Consider the following 21,558-nt stretch of genomic DNA (forward strand, 5'->3'; position numbering starts at 1 on the left):
TATAAATACCTATACTTTACCGCTTCAATTCAATCATGTTAAATATAACCATAAACGAAAAAATTTGTCTTAGATTATCTTTAATTACTTGTTTAATGATTGAATAAAGTTCAAATAATCTTGCGTATTCTCTTCTAATTGACTAGGCGCAATAGTAAATGCACTGTATAGCTTATGCGCACCAACATAGTTTGCAGATACAAATCGTGTCGTTGCAATCATCGGACTCACTAATTCATCAATTGTAAATTTCACATTACCTTCTGGTGTATAGGCTTCTGCTATTGACCCAATAGAAATCGCCAATCCTATATTCTTTCCTTTTAAGGCGTCTCCTTTAGACCCATATGCCCAACCATGTGTAAAGACTTCATCTAAGTACTGTTTCATTAATGGTGGAGAACTATACCAATATAATGGATATTGAAAAATAATATGATCATGCGCTTCTATCAGTTTTTGTTCTTTTTCGATATCAATTTTGCCATGTGGATATTCTGGATAGATTTCATGTACTGTGACAGACTCACCTATCTTAGAAAGTGCATCTCTCCAATGCTTATTCACAGTTGAATTGCTAATATCTGGATGTGCAATAATGACTAATGTAGACATTTGGTCAGTACCTCACTTTTTTAAATTTAATAAGTATATATTAATCGCATATGACTCAAATTGAAAATTTTTTGCCTAATTTAACTAAATCTTTTTAAAATTATTTATTTTTTCATATTTATTTCAAGAAAAAAGTTCATCTACTGTCACATCAAATAACTTCGCGAGTTTAAATGCTAATGACAATGAAGGGTCATATTTATCATTTTCTATAGCATTGATTGTTTGCCTTGATACTCCCAATTTTTCACTCAAATTTTCTTGAGAAACGCCAGTACGTTTTCTATATATTTTAATTTTATTTTTCATTTAATCAATCCTTAAAAGTGTACTTTGAACGCATAGTTAAATAATTAAATAGTAGTAGAAATAGACCAATAACCAAGAATATAATTTCAGGATATGTCGATATTAATGCTCCATCCATATCAAACCAACCAAAGGTTCTTAGTATAAATATAAACAACAAACAGTACACGAGCCAAATAAAACTTTTAGCTAGTATTTCTACAAACATTTTACTTTGTCTTTCATCATATTTCGATCTACCTTTGTGTTGGTTTAAAGTTTCTTTTGGTAAAAATTTATTGGTAAACCAAGTCCAAATAGTAGAATATTCATATTTAACAATCCTAAATGTCAAAGGTTTTTTACATTTTTAATATAACTATCCTAAATGTCAAAGGTTTTTTACATTTTTAATATAACTATCCTACTAGAAAATGTCAAATTTATTTTACATTTTCTATCTTGAGATTCTTCGCATATTTAATTGCTAATTAAAAAATAAATTACAATAAAAAGCTTACCAGTGTGTACTACACTGATAAGCTTTACTTATCTATTTCTTCACATGTATTTTAGAAACGTAATTTGATTTTTCTTTAATATCAAAAATAGTTAAGCCAACAATATCTTTTTTCTTACCAGGTATTACAATACTGATTAGATAAGAGAAGATAAATGCAACTAGGAATGAAATAATGGATACAAAGAATGGCGAATTGCCACCGCCAACACCATTGAAGATATAAGCGAAGATAATACCTAACGCCAAACCGCATATAACGCCTAGGGTATTTGTTCGTTTCGTAAAGATACCTACAGCAAATACACCCGCGAATGGCACACCTACAAGGCTCGTAATTAATAGGAATAAATCCCATAAGTCATTAGAATCTGAAGCAATTAAGTAGATAGACATACCAAATCCAAATAAACCAGAAAGTATAATCATCCATCTAGCAAAAGTAACTTCGTCTTTCTCTTTACCTTTACCGAAAAATCTATGTTTGATATCGACAGATAAACAAGCTGAAATTGAATTTAAGCTTGATGAAATTGTAGATTGTGCAGCTGCAAATATTGTTGCAATAAGTAATCCGGCAATAAATGATGGCATTTCTGTCAGTATGAAATAAGGTACAATCGATGATGTATTAAAACCTTCTGGCAAAGCACTTTCATGTGTGTAGAAGGAATAAAGCATTGTCCCCATATCATAAAATAATGGGGCTGAAATCAATGCCAAAACACCATTCATCCATAATGATTTCTTCGTTTCAGACATGGATTCAGATGCTTGATAACGTTGTACAACATCTTGACTTGCAGTATATTGATGCAAATTATTAAATATATTCCCTAAGAAAATAATAGGAATTGCTGCCGCGGCAGTATTAAACTTCCAATTATTTGCACTGATTAATTTTTTATGATCTAGCGCGTCCGTCACTACAGTTCCCATACCACCTTTGATATGTACAATGCCCAAGATAATGATTGCTGCAGCACCACCTAATAGGATGACCCCTTGAATGAAGTCACTCCATACCACACCTTCAAAACCACCAAGGAATGTATAAAGAATACACAATATCCCTACTAGACTCGCTACGACATAAGGATTTAAATCAGAAACCGCAGTAATCGCTAGCGTCGGTAAATAAATCACAATAGCTACCCTTCCTAAATGGAACAATACAAATAGCAACGACCCAATCACACGGACACTCGGCCCAAATCGTGCTTCTAAATATTCATAAGCTGATGTCACCTTTAATTTTTTAAAGAATGGTACATAAAAATAAATTAACAATGGAATAATAGCTACAATAGCGACATTGCCAGCTATGTAAGACCAATCTGTTAAAAATGCTTTTTCTGGTGTCGACATAAATGTAATCGCACTTAATGTCGTTGCATAGATAGAGAACCCAACTGCCCACGAAGGCAAACGGCCACTAGCTGTAAAGAAACTATCTGTGTTTTGACTTGCTCGTTTTGTAAAATACTCACCCACCAATAACATTAATACGAGATAAACTATTACAGCTACCCAGTTCCACGTCCCAAAACCTACTTGTTGCATTTACTTCATCCCCTTACGCGATGTCTTATAAATTATAGTCTTTAATCAGTTTGTCTAATTTACTTCTGTTTGCTTCGTTAAATGGTTTAAATGGACGTTTAGGTACGCCGCCGTCAATACCACGTGATGCTAAAATCTCTTTTAACGTAGAATAAATCCCCATAGATAATACATTTTCGATAATATTATTGGTTTCGTGTTGAATTTCATAAGCTTCCGCAATATTGCCATTTTGCGCTTTTTCAAATATTTGTCTTGCACGCACACCATTGACATTATAGGTTGAACCAATTGCACCATCTACGCCTGATACTGCTGCTTGAACTAACATTTCATCAAATCCTGATAAGATTAATTTATCTGGAAAAGCTTTACGAATTCTTTCTAATAAGAAGAAGTTTGGCGCTGTATATTTCACACCAATGATTTTTTCATGGTTGAAAAGTTCACCAAATTGTTCAATCGAAATATTTACACCCGTTAAATCTGGAATTGCATAAATAATTAAGTTATTTTGTGTAGCTTCAATAAGTTCAAAATAATAGTCTTTAATTTCTTCAAATGAAAATGGATAATAGAATGGTGTGACTGCAGATATCGCATCATACCCAAGTTCTGTAGCATACTTACCAAGTTCAATCGCTTCATTTAAGTCTAATGAGCCAACTTGCGCAATCATTTTCACATCGTCATTGACCGCTTCTTTTGCGACTTTGAAGACTTGTTTCTTTTGTTCTTTACTGAGCAAGAAATTCTCACCTAAACTACCATTAACATATAAGCCATCTAATTTTTCTGTCTCAATCGCATTTTTGGCAATTTGTGCTAACCCTTCTTCTTTCACTTATCCATTTTCATCAAATGGTACTAATAATGCTGCATATAATCCTTTAAATTTATCTTCCATGAAATAAACCTCCGTTTGCTTTTATGAGTATTCTTCTGTTAAAAACCCTGTGTTCCTTTATCCAAGTTGAAAAATGTTTGTTTAATACTATTTACAGTTCGAATTGTAAACGCTACCATAGAGTGTATCAATAGTATTTTGAAAAAATTCATCATTTATACTAAATTTCAATGAAAATATTTTTCAAAGTTATTATAGCTACACTTTTAAATTTAAAAATGATACATATATATTTGAATACCTTACAGGAGGCAATATAAATGACGGATTATAAAGTCGCAATTGATATCGGAGGCACTGATATCAAAGCTGCTGTTTTAGATAACGGCTTAAATTTTGTAGATTATCAAAAAATACCCACACCGAATAATATAAATGAATACATCGTTGACAAAGTTTATGACATTGTTAAACATTTTCAAATGACCTATAAACTTTCACCACTGCATGTAGGCATTTCCAGCGCAGGTGTAATAGATGAAACCAATGGCGTGGTTGATTATACTGGCCCTACCATTCCGAATTTTAGGGGCACAAATTTCCCCAAACTGTTAGCATCACTCAATGCGGATGTCAAAATTTACAATGATGTTAATGCGGCTTTATTAGGAGAACTTTATTTTCATCAATATGATGTAGATAACATTTTTTGTCTTACTTTGGGAACTGGTATTGGTGGTGCTTTTTATAATCAAACTTTAGGTTTATACAATGGCACACGTCATCGTGCGAATGAGATTGGCTACCTATTATATCGCTCTGAAGATCAATTAACATTTGAACAACGCGCTTCTACAACAGCACTTAAATCTTTAATGAAATCCAAATCATTTCCTTATAGCGATGATGTGCCAATGCTATTTAAATTGGCGGATCAAGACAATGAACTCGCCTTAGATATTCTAAATGAATGGAGCTTTAATGTTGCAGAAGGCCTAGCACAAATACAAATCATATATGATCCTGGTTTAATTCTGATTGGTGGAGGGATTTCTGCTCAAGATCAAACTTTACTTAAATATATCGTTCCTAAAATTCAGAATTTCCTTCCACCTGAATATGGTCATGCCGAAATTAAAACGACACACACTAAGAATCATGCTTCACTATTTGGTGCAGTTTCACAATTTTAATAATTTAAAAAAACGCACTTTATCAAAACCAAATATGGTTTGATAAAGTGCGCTTTTAAGTAACAACATCCTACATATAAAATACTATTCATTCAGCACTGTCTTTTTCGTATGTTGATAGACATTATGCATATAATCGTCATCTAACAGTAAATAACTTACAATATCTATTAAAAAAAGTGTCGCTATTTGTGTATTGATAAATCTTGAATCATTGATTCTTGATTGATCCGTAGTAATTAATACCAAGTCTGCACATTCCGTCAATGTACTACCTTCGTAATTTGTTATAGCAACCACATAGGCCCCACGCGCGTGTGCCACTTCAGCTGCTGCAATTAACTCAGCAGTTTCCCCACTATTTGAAATGGCAACAAATGTATCAGAAGTTGTTAATAATGATCCAAATATTTTCATTTGATGCGCATCTGTCGATACACTACCTTTTAATCCCATGCGCATCATTCTGTAATAAAACTCTGTCGCAGATAAACCAGAACTACCTAAACCCGCATAAATAATTTGTCTACTTCTCATGATTTGATTTACAAAACTTTGAATTTTTTCATCAGATATAAATTCACCAGTTTGTTGGATAATATCTTGATGATATTTATGAATACGCTGAATCAACGGACTATTTTCTATCACTTTATCCGTCATTTCTTGCTGTAAATTAAATTTTAAATCTTGGAAATTATCATAGTCTAATTTATTACTAAAGCGCGTAATCGTTGCTGGCGATGTTCCAATCGCATGCGCCAATGAATTGATTGTTGAAAATGAATCATCAAAATGATTACTTTGAATATATTCAACAATTTGTTTGTCTGTCTTTGTAAATAAATGATGATAGCGTTGAATGCGATTCTCAAATTTCATATAATCCCCTGCTTCCAAATTTTGATTTCATTATATTATAAATGAAAACATTTTTCATAACAACGAAATGTATTGATTAATATTTTCTTAGTGTTATATTGAAAATACAAATCTAATACAATATAAATATTCAATTAAATCTACTAAAGTTATGGAGAGTGCAATTATGTTACCACAGGGATTAATCGTATCGTGCCAAGCATTACCAGATGAACCATTACATTCATCTTTTATTATGTCTAAAATGGCCTTAGCAGCATATGAAGGTGGAGCCGTTGGTATCAGAGCGAATTCTAAAGCAGACATTATTGAAATCAAAAAAGAAGTCGACTTACCAGTAATTGGAATAGTAAAACGTGATTATGCGCATTCTGACGTTTTCATCACGGCTACAAGTAAAGAGATCGATGAATTAATTGAAAGTAACTGCGAAGTCATCGCATTAGATGCAAACAAACAAACTCGTCCTAAAGAATCATTATCAGAGCTTGTATCCTATATAAGAAATAAAGCACCAAACGTTGAAATTATGGCGGATATTTCTACACTTGAAGAAGCTAAAAATTCAGATGAACTTGGTTTCGACTATGTCGGCACTACGTTACGTGGGTATACGTCATATACAAAAGGTCATATTTTATATGAAAACAACTATCAGTTTTTAAAAGATGTCTTGGCTCATGTAAATGCTAAAGTCATTGCTGAGGGTAATGTAATTACACCTAAAATGTTTAAAGATGTAACAGATTTAGGTGTTCATTATACTGTTGTAGGTGGCGCGATAACAAGACCGAAAGAAATCACAAAACGTTTTATCAATGCTTTTGATAAATAATACAATAAAAAAGACCTTATCTTAAGAATGATCTGTATCGTGTCATCATTTCTATGATAAGGTCTTTTATTTAAACTTATACCGCTTCAGCTATAAATATTTTACGATCTTCCCAAGTATTTGTTTGTTCATTATAGTTGTCACAAGTAATTAACGTTAATTGTTTTTTACTAGACTTGTGTTCATCTAAAACTTGCACATCTTCAGGTTTGACATCAAATATTTTTGTGATTTTATAGACATTGTTCTTATTGCCTACTTTAAAGCGCACTTCACTGCCTTTTTTCGCTTCTTTTAAATTAGAAAATTGATAATCAGACGATCCGATATTAGTATGACCAGCAATGGCAATATTCTGATCATCTAGCGACTCATCCGCTTCTGCAAAGCTAACACCTCTATCTAACAGCTCAGGCGTTGCCGGTCCTGGATAAACAGGCGTCTTTATTTCTGCATCTGGGACTGTTAAGTATCCCACCATCTCAGATTTATCTTTTGGAATTTCCTGTTTGTTTTCTTTTTTATTTGCAGCATCTTTATCATACGTTTCTATTTTTTCTTCGCTTTCTTTTTCATATAAATACTGGTCAATATGCGGTTTAGCGAATAAATAAATCGCTGCTAATATGAATAGCACACCAATTAAGGTAATGAGTCGATTCCCCCATTTTTTCATACACGTGTAACTCCTTTTCCAAATCATCTTTTCTTCAAATATTATAAATAAGTATAGCACAACTTATAATGTATGATGTACCTTAATCTAACTATACCAAAAGAAGTATAATGCTACTAAATGTTAACTTTTATAACATACATTTGCTAAATTTTGCGCTGAGGTGTTTAATGATTTTATTATTTAATTTGAAACATAGTAAAAACAAAGGATGGTCATATAATGATAAGACATGCTACTAAAAGTGATTTGACAAATATTTTAGATATATATAATGATGCAATTTTAAATACAACTGCAGTATACTCGTATAAGCCACAGACCTTAGCATCACGTGAAATTTGGTTTGAAAATAAATCTCAAAATAATGAACCCATTTTTGTTTTCGAAGAACAAGGTGAAGCTGTTGCATTTGCTACTTATGGGTCTTTCCGTGATTGGCCTGCATACCAATACTCAATTGAACATTCTATATACGTAAATGAACATCATAGAGGTAAAGGCATCGCTTCACAACTACTCAAACAACTTATAAATCATGCTCAGGTTGAAGGTTATAAGACACTCGTTGCAGGTATTGATGCTACAAACGATAATAGTATTTATTTGCATAAAAAATTCGATTTCCAACACTCAGGTACGATACAAAATGTTGGTTATAAGTTCGATAAATGGTTAGATCTTGCATTTTATCAACTTGACTTAAGCAAATAAAACACGTCATTACGACATCAACTCACTTCTCCTATGCGTTTTAAAAATGCATGTTAGTGGTGTATAGTACTGTAATGTCAGTATTATCTAATGAAGAACGCGTGAAAATATTATCAGATATCATTGAAATTCAATCCGTAAATGAAAAAGAGTTAGATGTTGCACATTATTTACAAAAACTATTTAAACAATATGATATTAATTCCGAAATATTAGAATTAGAAGATGAATCTTCACGTGCAAACTTGGTGGCTGAAATTGGAAGTGGCAAACCTGTGGTTGGAGTTTCAGGACATATGGATGTCGTTAAAACAGGTGATACAGAGCAATGGAACTATGATCCATTTAAATTAACAGAAGATGATCAGGGTAGATTACACGGGCGTGGTTCTGCTGATATGAAATCAGGGTTGGCAGCACTCGCTATTAGTTTAGTAGAAATTAAAAAAGCAGGTACATTAAATCAAGGTACCATTCGCTTTATGGCAACTGCTGGTGAAGAAGTAACGAGTAATGAAGCTGCTTTATTGCATGAAAAAGGTTATATGGATGACGTTGAAGCATTATTAATTGCTGAGCCTTCGCAAGATGGTATTGTTTATACTCACAAAGGTACGATGGATATCCAAGTGATTTCAAAAGGGAAATCCGCACATAGTTCAATGCCAGAACTTGGATTTAATGCTATTAATCCACTCGTTGATTTTATTCACTATTTAAATGTTGAATATAATAAAGTAGATGTTCGTAGTAAACTTTTAGGTACACCTACAATGAATTCAACGATTATCAATGGTGGCGATCAAGTGAATTCCATTCCTGAATACGCAGAATCATTATTTAATATGCGTACCATTCCTGCATATGATAATAAAAAATTCGAAAGCTTATTCAACAGTATAAAAGAAAAAGTAGAAAAAGAAGATAACGCCGATATTACTGTTAATCCTTATGTTAATCGTGATCCAGTATATACGACTGGTGACAATGAATTCTTAAAATTAGCAAAATCTTTAGGCGATGAATATTTCAACAGAGATTTAGATGTTACGTCTTCTACAGCAACTACTGATGCGTCTTATTTAATGAAAGATAAAGGTGAAGATTTCTCATTTGTTATGTATGGTCCAGGTGAAACAGGACAAGCGCATCAAGTTGACGAATATGTATATAAAGATACGTACTTAACATTCATTGATCTTTACACACAAATGCTTCCACAATATTTGAATGACTTTAAATAATCTAATATATTGTTTTTAATACAAGATGTACTAAAAGAGCTTGGGACACAAATAAGTGGCTCAAGCTCTTTTTCTATTTGGCAATGGGTATAGAGTTTATTTCTTCTTCAGTCAATATTAAATTCACTTATAACAACTATCAACATAAAGTAATCCAAAATTTTCACTAAACTTCAAAATGTTATTTTATTATTTATTCATTTCTAACCATTTAACTAACTTATTAAGATTGCTCACAGTCATCGTAGGAGATTGGCCATTATAATCGAATTGTACTTTGTCACGATTTATCCAAACGGTATCAAAGCCAAAGTTTGCAGCACCTGTAATATCCCATGAATTTGAGGAAACAAATAAAATCTCTTCTCTAGTCAAATGATAATAATTTAATATTAAAGCATAGCTCGCAGGACTTGGTTTATACTGTTTAATTTCGTCCACACTCATGACAGTGTCAATATATTCACTGATTTTCGAATTATCAACTAAAGGCATTAACATGCTATCATTACCATTCGATAGCACACCTATATCTATATTTTTAGCTTTTAAATCCGAAAATACTCTTGGTATTTCTTTAAAATAGTCTAGATCTAAAAAAGCATCAAACAATTGATTAATATCTTCTCTATTATATTGTACTTTGTGTTCATCTAACGTATATCGCAAAGCATCTTTAGTTAAATCATCAAAAGTGATATAACGTTGCATAATTTGTTTTAAAAACATATGTTGTAATTGTGTTTTTCTCCATAATTGTGAGATAGAAGATGCTTGCGCTTCATCAAATTGGTCCATATGCTTTTCAAGTGAAGATATATCAAAAATAGTGCCATACACATCAAAAATAATCGCTTTATACATCATTAACCTCCCCTTCATCCAAAAATCAAACTCACTTACTATTTATCACCAATTTAATCAATCAAAACCGTTTTTACTCAAATTCTATATATAGCTTACTAAACCTAATTAATTAAATTTTTTAATGTCTTCAATCATTCGATTCATATAAACACTTTAATTATAGTTATCATGCTAAATATTAATAATTTGTAAAATTACACTTATGTAGATTATATAATCTTAAAACGGTTATAGCATAGTAAAAAGGAGGCTGGTTGATATGAAAAAACTTTTTCTGGTAGATTTATTAAACTTGTTCTTCATAGCACTGGGTTATTTAATAATCATTGCAATCCTACTATTTTCATTCGACTTACTTGAAATTAAAACAACCGGTTCTGTTTTTCTAATCGCCCTGAGTCAGATTACTTTTGTTAATATTTTTAGTAATTCAGTATTCAATGGATTATTCACTTTATTTTTAATCATTTCTTCTCTAATCTTCATATATAAATCAATCGATTTATATATATAAAGCAAATAAACGTGCACTTAATGATAATGCGACGTCATCATGAATGACTTTATAGCAGTAATTAGTATTTATCGCAATTAAAATCGTTTTATCTTTAAAATGTTTTTGATTTAATATTGTAAAGATACATTATAAGTTATATAATATCCATATAGAATGTGTGTGTTTATATCGAGGCTTGTGATGTGCCGTTAATTATCATAGTTATATTCCATTCCCAGAATTAAACTTTATGCACCCATTTTAATCTATGATATAAAACTACATTCTTAAAATGTGCGCTTAATTGTGTGTGCATTAAAAAGAGAACTAAAGTCACATTCAGGCTGTGACTTTAGTTCTTCTATTTATAATCAATTTATTCAGGTTTACCATTAGGATAAACCATTACTTTTAATGATCCACTCTTATTCGTTCTCGCCTGTTCCATCGCTTCTTTTGCCTCATTTAAATCATAAGCATCCGTGAACATCGTGTTTAAATCTGCTGATGTGGACGCCAACATTTCTAGACCCATATCATACGTATTTGCGTATCTAAAAATACCTACAATATTGATTTCATGATTTGCTATAAAAGGAATGTTTAACTCAATATTTTCTTGTTGAGGTAAACCAACAATAGCTAATGTACCACCATTGTTTAAAGCAGCTAAAGCATTTTGTAGAGCAATTGGGTTACCCGCTGTCTCAAATGCATAATTAACACCTTTACCTTTTGTAATTTCATTAATTCGTGTAGCCACATCTTCTTCTTTAATATTAATTGCATGTGTTGCACCTAATTTTAATGCTTCGTCTAGACGTATTTTTTCAAGATCAGATACAATAATTTTTGTAGCACCAAATGCCTTGGCTGCCACAACTGCCATGAGCCCTACTGGTCCCATTCCCATAATAACCACTGTTGAGCCTGGTTGAACATTGGCTCTTTTACAAGCTTGCACACCTACAGAAAATGGTTCATTAAGGGTTGCCTCTTCGTATGATAATGCTTCTGGTATATGGAATAAAAAGCCCTCAGGATGGCTGATATATTGACTAAATGCACCGTCAACTGGCGGTGTTGCAAGAAATTCTACATCCGGACATAGATTGTATTTCCCTGATTTACAATACTCGCATTCACCACAAGGCACACCAGGTTCAATCGCTACTCTATCCCCGACTTTAAATCTTGTTACATTACTACCTACATCGGTCACTACACCTGAACACTCATGCCCTAGAATGAGAGGTTTTTCAACTACAAATTCACCTACACGTCCGTGCTCATAATAATGTACGTCTGAGCCACATACCCCTACAGCCATAACTTTTACCAAGACATCTGTTGCGCCTATCTTCGGCACTTTAACTTCTTTCATTTCCATATCAAATGGCTTATTTAATAATGAGATATTCATTGTTTCTGGTATATTTTTTTCCATAATTGTACTCCTCCTATATTATTTAATAGTTAATAATTGTTGCGTTAATGTCTGTGTTTGTTCATAAATTTGTCTATAAACGTTATAATACTGTTCATATTTTTTATGGTTTTCCAAGTTTGGATAATACGTTTTATCATATTCAATAAAAGCATCTACACAGTCTTCCATAGATTTAAACCAACCCAATCCATAAGCTGCCAGCATTGCTGCACCCATACCTGGTCCCTCTTCATATTTCAAAGGTGTGACCTCTGCGTTAAAGACGTCAGCTTGAAGCTGTAACCAAAAATTACTTTTAGATCCTCCACCAATCGAAATAACACGATTACTGTTACTGTTCGCTTGCATCATGTATCGATACGATTCATAAAGCGAGTATGTGATCCCTTCAATTGTTGCTCGTGCAAAATCAGCCTTAACTGTATTAATACTTAAACCAATAAAGCTGCCTCTTATATATGCATCACCATGAGGTGTACGTTCACCTTGTAAATATGGGGCAAATAGTAAACCATTGGCACCAATTTGAGATTCGGCAGCCTGTTGCACAATATCATCAAAGGATTCATCATCAAACATTGTACGTTTTAACCAATTCAAGCTATCTCCTGCACTCAAAGTCACCCCCATTGTATATGTCATTTGAGGCAATGCATGATTAAAATAATGTATATTGTTTCCTAATGATTTTTCATTTTCTTGTGAGCAAGTTAATACAACACCAGACGTTCCTATACTGCATAAAGCCTGTGCTTCATTTATAACCCCTGCTCCTAAGGCGCCACAAGCGTTATCAGCTCCGCCAGCAAATACAGCGACATCATTATCAAGCCCTAATGCTGCTTTTACATCTTCTGTTAAATTACCAACAAAATCATGCGAATTAATTAACTTAGGATATATATCACCTATTGCTAATTGTTCACCTACTCGTGTATCCCATTGCTTTGTATCTGTATTCAATAATAACGTACCTGCAGCATCACTATATTCCATTGAAATATCACCAGTCATTTTGTATCTAACATAATCTTTAGGTAGTAAAAACACATCTAATGCTTGCCAATGTGTTGGTTCATTCTCTTGTAGCCACAATAATTTAGGTAAAGTAAATCCTTCTAGTATTGGATTTTTCAGCAATGTTTCTCCAAACTGATTTTTGATTGATTGGCATTGTTGTGTCGTTCTTGTGTCATTCCATAAGATTGCATTTCTAATTGGTTCTCCTTGGTGATTCAGTGCTACTAATCCATGCATCTGTCCGGAGAACGATGCGCCAGATATTTTTTTATTTTTCAACTCATCTAACTTAAGCAGTTCTTTAATGCTTTTCATAACCGCTTCAACCCACGAATCTGGATTTTGTTCATTATAACCAGGTTCAGTTTGAATTAATGTCAATGGTTCACTCATTTGACCAACTACTTGCCCATCTCTATTAACTGCGATTGTTTTAACTGCACTTGTACCTAAATCGATACCTAGAACGACCTCTTCCACTAAAATCATTCCTTTACTAATTAGTTCGTGTTTGTTTATTCATTTCAGTTACTTTACGATCATCTATACCCGGTTGATGTACTTTTATAAAGTAAGTAATCACTGCACCCACGAAATAACAAATTGCAAATGCCCATACGACACCAACTTCATTAAATATTGGTAAGAACAGTGTTGCAATGGCTGGTGCAGCAAAATTACTCAAACCTGCAGCTAAATTATGTGATGATAACGTTGCACCAATATGTTCAGGTTCTAATGCAGTAAAAATTGCAAAAATTGGAACAAATGCTGACTGCGTAATACCAAATAACACTGCACATAAAATAGCAATAGCAAATATATCTCCACTCAATATTGGTAAATAATAGAAAAGTAACGTTGTAATGCCACATCCTATACAACCAAATAACATGACTTGGCGTTTCCATCCAATCTTATCCGCTACAATACCCCATACGACATCTCCTACAATACAAGTAATATGCATCGTTCCCCATGTCCATAGCCATTGTTGCATTGTAAAACCAATCGTATCTGTAAATAAAACAGGGAAAATAACGACTAATCCAAATAGAGAAAGCTGATTAATAATCCTAACTACAAACACTTTAATAATATCTGGATTTTTATAGACAATCCCCACTTCTTTAAGTACTTTTACATATCTTTCTTTAATAGGCTTATCCACATTAGGTTTAATATTTCTCTTGCCAACGACATAGAATGCAATTAATCCACCTACCCCAATCCAGATGACAGACATCCAAAGTGTGCCCATAAATCCTATATGAGGGATAGTAAAGCTTGGTAAATATGTACCAATCACACCCATACCTACTGAGAACATTGCCCAGAACCAACCTATAGCAGTTGCCAACCGCGCTTTATTCGTAATATATGTTACCCACACTAAAAATCCATATAAGAATAAAGGATAACCTAATCCTCTAATACCGTACATGAGCAACATCATACTGTAATTTTCTAAACCAAGCCCAAAAACTAAAAATAATATGTGAAATACTAACCAAATAACTGTTCCTAGAACCATCACTTTTCTCGGACCATAGACATCTGATAAAACTGCCGCTAACCATGAACCGACGACTACCATGACACCATATAACGTGAATACAAGTGATGCTTGTCCGCTTGAAAAACCTAAATCAACAATGTTTTTTGATAAAAATGCTTGTTCGATGCCATCACCTGTCATGAAAATGAATATTGCAATGAGCGCTGCAAATATGATTCTCGGTACTCCCATCCAAGTCTTTTCTCTCACGCTATTACTTGAAGTATCCAAATTAATTCCCCCCTTTATGATTAACCATCTTTTAACTTAAACGTTTAAGTTAAATTCAATAAAAACCCATATAGTCATGGATTTTTTAAGTTTTATTAAATGAACACGATTCACGGATAATCAATTTTGTCGATAGTTTGATTGACGTTACATCCTTACCTTTAATCAATTTATAAATCATTTTTGCTGCAACCTGACCCATGTCTTTAACTGGTTGAGATATTACTGTAAGTTTAGGTGTATAAATTTCATTCCAATAACTATCATCAAAACCCACGATAATAACATCTTTTTTAATTTCTTTTTCACTTTCTTTTATGGCTTGTAACGCGCCTAACAGTAATAAATGATTCGTAGCAACAATTCCTTTAATCCCTTTACTTAGCAAAGTCTTCGTAGCTTCGTAACCACTATAGATTTGAGCATTTGTCCCTAATTGTTGATCACTATAATGAATTAATGACGGATTAACATTTAAATCAAACTCGGAAATAGCCTTATTATAGCCATTTTTCCTGCCAATTGTAGTGCTAATATTAGGATTCGCAAGTAGTAAGCCCACTTCTTTACATGTACTTTCTAAAACACGTTTTGTTGCAATATAACCCGCTTCTTCATTATCAACGGTTATAGACGGTAGGCTTGTAGATTCAAGCTCTCTATCCAACGTCATTATCGGTATTTTCAACCACTCACGCTTCATATGAAATTTTGATTTCACTGGCACAATTATAATAGCGCTTACATTTTGTGATACAAATGTTTCTATTAAATCTTGTTGTTTGTCTTCATTTTCTTCTGAAGATGCAACGGCAACATGTAGATGATGTTTTTGACACTCGTGGCTTATCTCAGTTAACACTTCTGTAAAAAATGGATTTTGGTCTGGGACAATAAATGCAATAATATTGGAACGTCCTGTCTTTAATCCCCTAGCAAATTGATTAGGTTCATAGTTCAATGTTTCTATGGCATTTAGCACCTTATCTTTGGTTTTATCACTTAATTCAGAACTTTTATTGTTCAACACGTTTGATACTGTGGCAATGGATACACCGGCCACACGAGCTACGTCATGCAAAGTAGGTTTATTATTTTTCATCTCTCTCACCTTAAACGTTTAAGTTATACTGTAGACTTTTACAAGTCAATATATACATTATAAGAACTAATCTTTGTTTTTGCAAACGCTACCAAACAAATTTTGAATTTCCTCGCTTCAAGTTTTCTTAGACATCTTTTTATTAATCCAACACCCCAACTTTTTAATACCATCTGTACAAAATCTAAAATATAAATAAATTCACCCCTCATTAATTATTTCAAATAGTCTTTATATTAATAAATTTAGATATTCAACATTTTCAAACAATGAAGTTGTACAATAATAATATTATTATCTAAATCAATCGTTATTTATCTAGGCAAAGGTGATATTTGTGATTAGTTCCTTATCAATTAGAAATCATTACACAACTGAATTAAAAAGATGTATAAACAAAGTTATTATACTACTCCCCTTAAATAAACCTTGTAAAATCAATTTAAATGGATCAACGATTACCATTGAAGACGGGATCATCATTAACAACGCTGATCTATTTCAAATGTTCGATGTACAAGATTTAGTAGAACTAAGTTTGCCTTTACCATTATTTTTTGAAAAAGATACCTGTCTTTCAACCTCTTACTTTGATTTCAATCACATCAAACTTGTAGAACAGTTTAGAAATTTAATACTAGAGAATTTGCACTTACCCTTACAAGATGAAAACACTGCAAGTCTTTATATTTCAAATATCATTGACTTTTTAATTAAAGAAGCTAAAGTAACCTTAAATACAGTCTATATTCCACCACTTAATACCAAACATCCGCTATTGCAGCAAATAACTGAATATATACATCACAATATCTATCATAAAATAAGTACGAAGAATGTATCTAAAGCATTTTATATTTCACAATCATATATCTCAATATTATTTTCCAGTATTCTAAATATGAACTTTAAGCATTACACTACTTCATTAAGAATTGCTTTATCATTATTTGATTTAATACAAAATGATCAAAGTATTTATGATGTGGCTATCAAATATCAATTTACAAATGTAAGTACGTATTCAAAACATTTCAAACATTACATTCAGATGCCACCCAAAAAATATATTTATAATTTTAGGCAAGAATACTATAACGAGCCCAAACAAATTGATATAGATCAAGCTAAAACGATTCACTATTTTGCACAAATTCAAAAGTCAGCTAAACGTGTAGACCACATTGCAAAGACACTCAACTTATCAACATTATCTTTTAGCGATACTTTTAATGAACCTCATACATTCATACAATTAGAAAGACTTGATGACTTAGTACACTTTGATGCTATGATTTCAGAACAAAATGATATCCTTGTATTTCCAAAAGTAAATATATCTATATTAGATACGCAAATCATTCATTTAAATGCCTTTAAATTACAACAAGTATTAACATCTATACACCAACTCATTGATAGAAATTATCACATTACGCTTAAAATTACGTCTAAATTTTTAACAAATCAATCTAGTACTTTTTTGCGTAAATTATTGCTTGAATTAAAAAATAACTTAAATCATATTACATTACAGTTAGATTTAACTTTTAATGAAGCTAAGTCGATGACTGAAACGATTAACAATATCAAACAGTCTTACCCACAAATAAAAATTGGTGTGATAATTGATAAGATTATTGAAAACAGTGCTAATATACTACAAATTCGTCGCTTTATGTCATTGTTAGAAACTGATTTATATTTTATTAACTTAGATTTAATATCTTTAGCAGAGTTAATCACACAAAAAATCTCACCTATACAACAGGACCTTGATTTAAAAGCACGTATCGTATTGTTTATTCACAGTTTAGGTTCTAAGCATGCTAAAAAATTGATATTCAATCACCTTACCCATAGTGCAATAAAAAGTTGCTATCACTACTCTAAACAAGAAACACATGTCGCAATAACTCAATTTCTTATTGAATTTAATCAACTTATTGGAGGATTTGGTTATCCTTACTATTCTGATGATTATGATCGCATCATGTTGTTCAATCAATATCAAAGTGCTATGCCAGTGGTTCATATTTACGGTTTGTTATCACCTTATTATAAGCAACCAATTACAACACTGCCTTATGCTATCGTCACAAAAACCAAAACACACTATCATATATTACTTTTTAATAATCTTAGCGAATCAACGATTTCAGTTAATATCAATCATCATTTCATTAAGTCATTTCCAATATTTTCTAGTTTAATCAATAGTGAATATGGTCTGATTAACAATTTAATACCTCAAAATATAAACCAAACCTATATAGATAAATCACTATTAAAACAAATAAACAGAACGAATTATCCACGTTTAAAATTAACAATGCATTATTTTAAAGATCCTTTGATTTTCAAGCTAACAAAATCTGCTTTACTTAACATTATGATTTCTATCAATTAACTCAAAAAAGAACCTGAGACATCCATTTATGCCTCAGGTTCTTTTGCATGCGCACTAGCCCTAATATTCACTTTATATCCTAGTCGTTCATATGCGCTACTTTATCCATACACTCAATAACTTTATATTTCAAAAAATGATTGTAATTTCCCTAAATTTGCATCATTCATTGTATATTGATCTTTAACGTGCCCATTTTCTAAATGTAAGATTTCATCGGCACATGATAGTAATAGTTCATAGTCATGAGTAATCACTATAATGGTATGCCCATTAGTTGCTAAATCGTCGATGATTCCACTAATTTCTCGCATACGCTGACCATCTAAACCACTTGATGATTCATCAAAAATAAGTATATCACGGCTTGTTTCTACTGCACTTGCAATAGCCAAACGTTGTTTTTCTCCTCCTGATAATGATAAAGGATGCCGTTCAATGTGCTGAGAAATACCATAATATTGTAACTGTTTTTGAATTGTTTCGTCATCTAAATCAGCATGACTTAAACGTAATTCTTCACCAACACTTTCTGCAAAAAGTTGATTATTTACATCTTGAAACACCAAATAGACATTGTTTAATCTATGTCCCCGCTTCAAAGTAACTTCATCATTATCAACTTTCCCTTTGAATTTACGTTCCACACCTGTTAAGCATCGTGCAAATGTAGATTTTCCCGAACCGTTTTGCCCTATAACTGCTGTCACTTTACCTTTATTTAGTTCAACTTTAGGTATATTAATTGATAAAGGTAATCTAGGTTTATATTTAAAATTAAAATCTTTCAACGTTAACGTACCACATGCGACATTGTGATGAACTTTAGGTTTCATTTTATCTAAATGTGTTGTTCTCAATCCTAACTCTGCCAATGTTTCATGACTCAGTTTATTAAATGTATCCTTGTCATATTGTTTACGCATTGTACCTTGTGCCAATATGATAAAGCGATCAACAACATCCATTAAATAATGTAAACGGTGTTCAGCTATAATAATGGTTTTACCTTCTTGCTTCCATATATTTAACATTTTTCGCAGTTTGCTGATTGTTTTGAAATCTAAATTTGATGAAGGTTCATCTAAAATAATGATATCGTGACCACTAACTTGAATCGTCGTACATGCTATTAACTGTTTTTCTCCACCAGAAAGATTAAATATACCTCTATCCAATAAATGTTCAATATTAAATTCATAGGCGCTGTTAGCAATTTGTGTATTAATTTCGTTTGGCTCCACACCAAAATTCTCAGGCTCAAAAGCAAGTTCACTTGTTGTATTTAAGCAGAAAAATTGTGAGCGTGGATTTTGAAAGACTGAGCCACTTACTTGTGAAACCTCATAAATAGATTGTTTAGTAATGTCTTTACCATTCACAATGATACGACCATCTATCTCTCCATGAAAGAAGTGTGGTATCGTCCCATTCAATAATCGTGTTATGGTGGTTTTACCGCAACCTGATGCACCAGTTAAACAAATAACCTCACCATCATTAATAGTAAGGTTTATATCGTTTAAGATTTTTTCGCTATTGTCATAATTAAATGATACATTTTCAAATTGAATCATATTTTAACCTCACACTATATAGTAAGTTATACATAAAAGCAGTGTGCCAACTATGAATAACCAATCAAGCCAACGTATTTTCAACGTCACAATAGAACTTCTTTTATGTGTCAAATTCAATCCACGAGTAATGGATGCGATAGTCAATTCATTCCCTATTTTAATCACACTATTTAATAAAGGTACAATACGATACTCGATATATTGCATTGGTTTTTTAGACGCAAACCGTAAAGAAATCCCTCTCATTTTCATTGCATCCTTAATAGATGCTGATTCCATTCTTATTGTGGGTATAAATCTAAACATAACAGCAATTGGGATAGTTATTTTTCTAGATAACTTCATGCGTTCTAAACCTAAAATAAGCACTTCTACTTGTGTTGTCTTAAATATATAGTAACCCATGGCTAAAGAAGGCAAAAATCTTGTAATAATTCCAGAAGGTACAAACACGAGTAATGTTGCAACTTGGCTTTGTTCAATAGACACAAATGCTTCACCATACCAAGCAGCTACGGTTAGCACAATACAGGCAATGCCAATCTTATATTTCCCTATCACAATCAATAATAAGACGGGAATCACCATTATAATCAATCTGATAAATATGCCCTGACCCGTTACGCCACCTGTTAGTGAAATGAGTGAAATAATTAGCATGAGTCCAATTTTTATCCTTGGATCAAAGTTAAATATATGATTTTGACTTAATACTTGATTATACATTTTATATAATACCTGCCCGCTTAAAATGCTTTTTCAAAATGCCTTTAGCAATGTATGCACCTATCCAAGCACCAATAATTGTAGTGATAAGAATAATGGGAATCATACCAATAGAAAACAATCCTTCTACTGTCGCTTCATAATCTGTACCATATTTGTCTTGAATAAAAGCTAAATATGAATTTCTCATAAAATAAAACGGTAGTAAATTACCTATTGGCCAAAATGAAAAAATAATATAACCTATACTATTTAATTTCCAACTTTTATATTGGCCCATCGCCATAACCATATCTGCAATCACAATCACTGGCACGCTTAAAATCAAAGCCATCCAAGGATGCCCCATGATTGCTAATAATAAACTTACGACAACACCACAAATCGTTAATGCACCAAATTTCTGCGTTTTGGTAATAAGTAACATCACAGGTATGCCACCTACTAGCCCTATCATTGCAGGAAGTAACAACATAAAGATAGGTATAATACCTAAAATACCCGGTGGTGCTATAAAAATGAAGTATACTGCCGTAAAGAGTCCTATATTAATTAAATCTTTAACATCTATTTTACTTTTTGTCATCGATAACTCCCTCTTCACATGAATCTAAAAGACAATCTATATATAAATTAATTATTATTAAATTAAGATATAAAAATCATTCATTTCAAACATACTATAATTGAAAATCATTATCAATAACATTCGATTAAAAAAATAGTAAGTCAGCTAATATT

Annotated in this window: 18 protein-coding genes and 1 pseudogene; 5 read left to right on the forward strand and 14 right to left on the reverse strand. The window is 32.2% G+C overall.

The window, feature by feature from the left end:
- Nucleotides 1–84: 84 nt before the first annotated feature.
- The 4 genes and pseudogenes from KA893_RS05780 to KA893_RS05795 form a co-directional block, all read right to left on the reverse strand.
- Entirely contained in the window at nt 85–615 is a 531-nt protein-coding gene (locus KA893_RS05780) for an NAD(P)H-dependent oxidoreductase (protein ID WP_011302353.1), read from the reverse strand.
- A 123-nt stretch (nt 616–738) separates the two neighbouring features.
- Nucleotides 739–924, reverse strand: a complete 186-nt coding sequence (locus KA893_RS05785; protein ID WP_069826146.1) for a helix-turn-helix transcriptional regulator — start codon at nt 922–924, stop codon at nt 739–741.
- A gap of 532 nt (nt 925–1,456) precedes the next feature.
- Nucleotides 1,457–2,986 carry a sodium:solute symporter family protein gene (locus KA893_RS05790; RefSeq protein WP_075339887.1) on the reverse strand — a complete coding sequence of 510 codons (1,530 nt, stop codon included), beginning with the start codon at nt 2,984–2,986 and terminating at the stop codon, nt 1,457–1,459.
- A gap of 25 nt (nt 2,987–3,011) precedes the next feature.
- Nucleotides 3,012–3,893: pseudogene (locus tag KA893_RS05795) on the reverse strand (N-acetylneuraminate lyase).
- Nucleotides 3,894–4,153: 260 nt separating this feature from the next.
- Here KA893_RS05795 and KA893_RS05800 point away from each other — a divergent pair.
- Complete coding sequence (locus KA893_RS05800; RefSeq protein WP_041079322.1) at nt 4,154–5,026, forward strand: ROK family protein; 873 nt, start codon at nt 4,154–4,156, stop codon at nt 5,024–5,026.
- Between the two features lie 84 nt (nt 5,027–5,110).
- Here KA893_RS05800 and KA893_RS05805 read toward each other — a convergent pair whose 3' ends face one another.
- The gene (locus tag KA893_RS05805) at nt 5,111–5,908 is read right to left on the reverse strand and encodes a MurR/RpiR family transcriptional regulator (protein WP_037537659.1); all 798 of its coding nucleotides are present in this window, start codon (nt 5,906–5,908) and stop codon (nt 5,111–5,113) included.
- A gap of 166 nt (nt 5,909–6,074) precedes the next feature.
- On the opposite strand from KA893_RS05805, the gene KA893_RS05810 reads away from it, so the two are divergent.
- Nucleotides 6,075–6,743, forward strand: coding sequence for an N-acetylmannosamine-6-phosphate 2-epimerase (locus tag KA893_RS05810; RefSeq protein ID WP_069826144.1), 669 nt, complete (start codon nt 6,075–6,077; stop codon nt 6,741–6,743).
- A 76-nt stretch (nt 6,744–6,819) separates the two neighbouring features.
- On the opposite strand, the gene srtA is transcribed toward KA893_RS05810, so the two are convergent.
- Nucleotides 6,820–7,419 (reverse strand): class A sortase SrtA, encoded by a 600-nt coding sequence (gene srtA / locus KA893_RS05815; RefSeq protein ID WP_069826143.1) that lies wholly within the window; start codon nt 7,417–7,419, stop codon nt 6,820–6,822.
- A gap of 222 nt (nt 7,420–7,641) precedes the next feature.
- On the opposite strand from srtA, the gene KA893_RS05820 reads away from it, so the two are divergent.
- Complete coding sequence (locus tag KA893_RS05820) at nt 7,642–8,133, forward strand: GNAT family N-acetyltransferase (protein WP_210125620.1); 492 nt, start codon at nt 7,642–7,644, stop codon at nt 8,131–8,133.
- A 74-nt stretch (nt 8,134–8,207) separates the two neighbouring features.
- Complete coding sequence (locus KA893_RS05825; RefSeq protein WP_069826142.1) at nt 8,208–9,377, forward strand: ArgE/DapE family deacylase; 1,170 nt, start codon at nt 8,208–8,210, stop codon at nt 9,375–9,377.
- Nucleotides 9,378–9,566: 189 nt separating this feature from the next.
- On the opposite strand, the gene KA893_RS05830 is transcribed toward KA893_RS05825, so the two are convergent.
- The 5 genes from KA893_RS05830 to KA893_RS05850 all read right to left on the reverse strand — a co-directional run bounded on the left by KA893_RS05830 (nt 9,567) and on the right by KA893_RS05850 (nt 16,101).
- A complete protein-coding gene (locus tag KA893_RS05830) occupies nt 9,567–10,241 on the reverse strand; it encodes a haloacid dehalogenase type II (protein ID WP_037537657.1) in 675 nt (224 codons plus the stop codon).
- Between the two features lie 875 nt (nt 10,242–11,116).
- A complete protein-coding gene (locus KA893_RS05835; RefSeq protein WP_041079326.1) occupies nt 11,117–12,187 on the reverse strand; it encodes an NAD(P)-dependent alcohol dehydrogenase in 1,071 nt (356 codons plus the stop codon).
- Between the two features lie 18 nt (nt 12,188–12,205).
- Nucleotides 12,206–13,699, reverse strand: coding sequence for a xylulokinase (xylB, locus tag KA893_RS05840; protein ID WP_210125623.1), 1,494 nt, complete (start codon nt 13,697–13,699; stop codon nt 12,206–12,208).
- 7 nt (nt 13,700–13,706) lie between these two features.
- The gene (locus KA893_RS05845; RefSeq protein WP_245336124.1) at nt 13,707–14,999 is read right to left on the reverse strand and encodes an MFS transporter; all 1,293 of its coding nucleotides are present in this window, start codon (nt 14,997–14,999) and stop codon (nt 13,707–13,709) included.
- Nucleotides 15,000–15,084: 85 nt separating this feature from the next.
- Nucleotides 15,085–16,101, reverse strand: coding sequence for a LacI family DNA-binding transcriptional regulator (locus KA893_RS05850; RefSeq protein ID WP_210125624.1), 1,017 nt, complete (start codon nt 16,099–16,101; stop codon nt 15,085–15,087).
- 337 nt (nt 16,102–16,438) lie between these two features.
- Here KA893_RS05850 and KA893_RS05855 point away from each other — a divergent pair, with 337 nt between their 5' ends.
- Complete coding sequence (locus tag KA893_RS05855) at nt 16,439–18,511, forward strand: helix-turn-helix domain-containing protein (protein ID WP_041079329.1); 2,073 nt, start codon at nt 16,439–16,441, stop codon at nt 18,509–18,511.
- Between the two features lie 122 nt (nt 18,512–18,633).
- Here the strand turns inward: KA893_RS05855 and KA893_RS05860 are convergent, their stop codons facing one another.
- From KA893_RS05860 to KA893_RS05870, 3 genes are read right to left on the reverse strand one after another with little or no spacing between them, the layout of a single operon-like run.
- Complete coding sequence (locus tag KA893_RS05860; protein ID WP_210125626.1) at nt 18,634–20,088, reverse strand: ABC transporter ATP-binding protein; 1,455 nt, start codon at nt 20,086–20,088, stop codon at nt 18,634–18,636.
- A gap of 9 nt (nt 20,089–20,097) precedes the next feature.
- A complete protein-coding gene (locus KA893_RS05865; RefSeq protein ID WP_002482317.1) occupies nt 20,098–20,817 on the reverse strand; it encodes an energy-coupling factor transporter transmembrane component T in 720 nt (239 codons plus the stop codon).
- A gap of 1 nt (nt 20,818) precedes the next feature.
- Nucleotides 20,819–21,403, reverse strand: coding sequence for an MptD family putative ECF transporter S component (locus KA893_RS05870; protein ID WP_002482316.1), 585 nt, complete (start codon nt 21,401–21,403; stop codon nt 20,819–20,821).
- Between the last annotated feature and the right edge of the window lie 155 nt (nt 21,404–21,558).

Origin of the sequence: Staphylococcus sp. GDY8P126P, assembly GCF_017891965.1 — a bacterium.
In the GTDB taxonomy this organism is placed as follows: domain Bacteria; phylum Bacillota; class Bacilli; order Staphylococcales; family Staphylococcaceae; genus Staphylococcus; species Staphylococcus saprophyticus.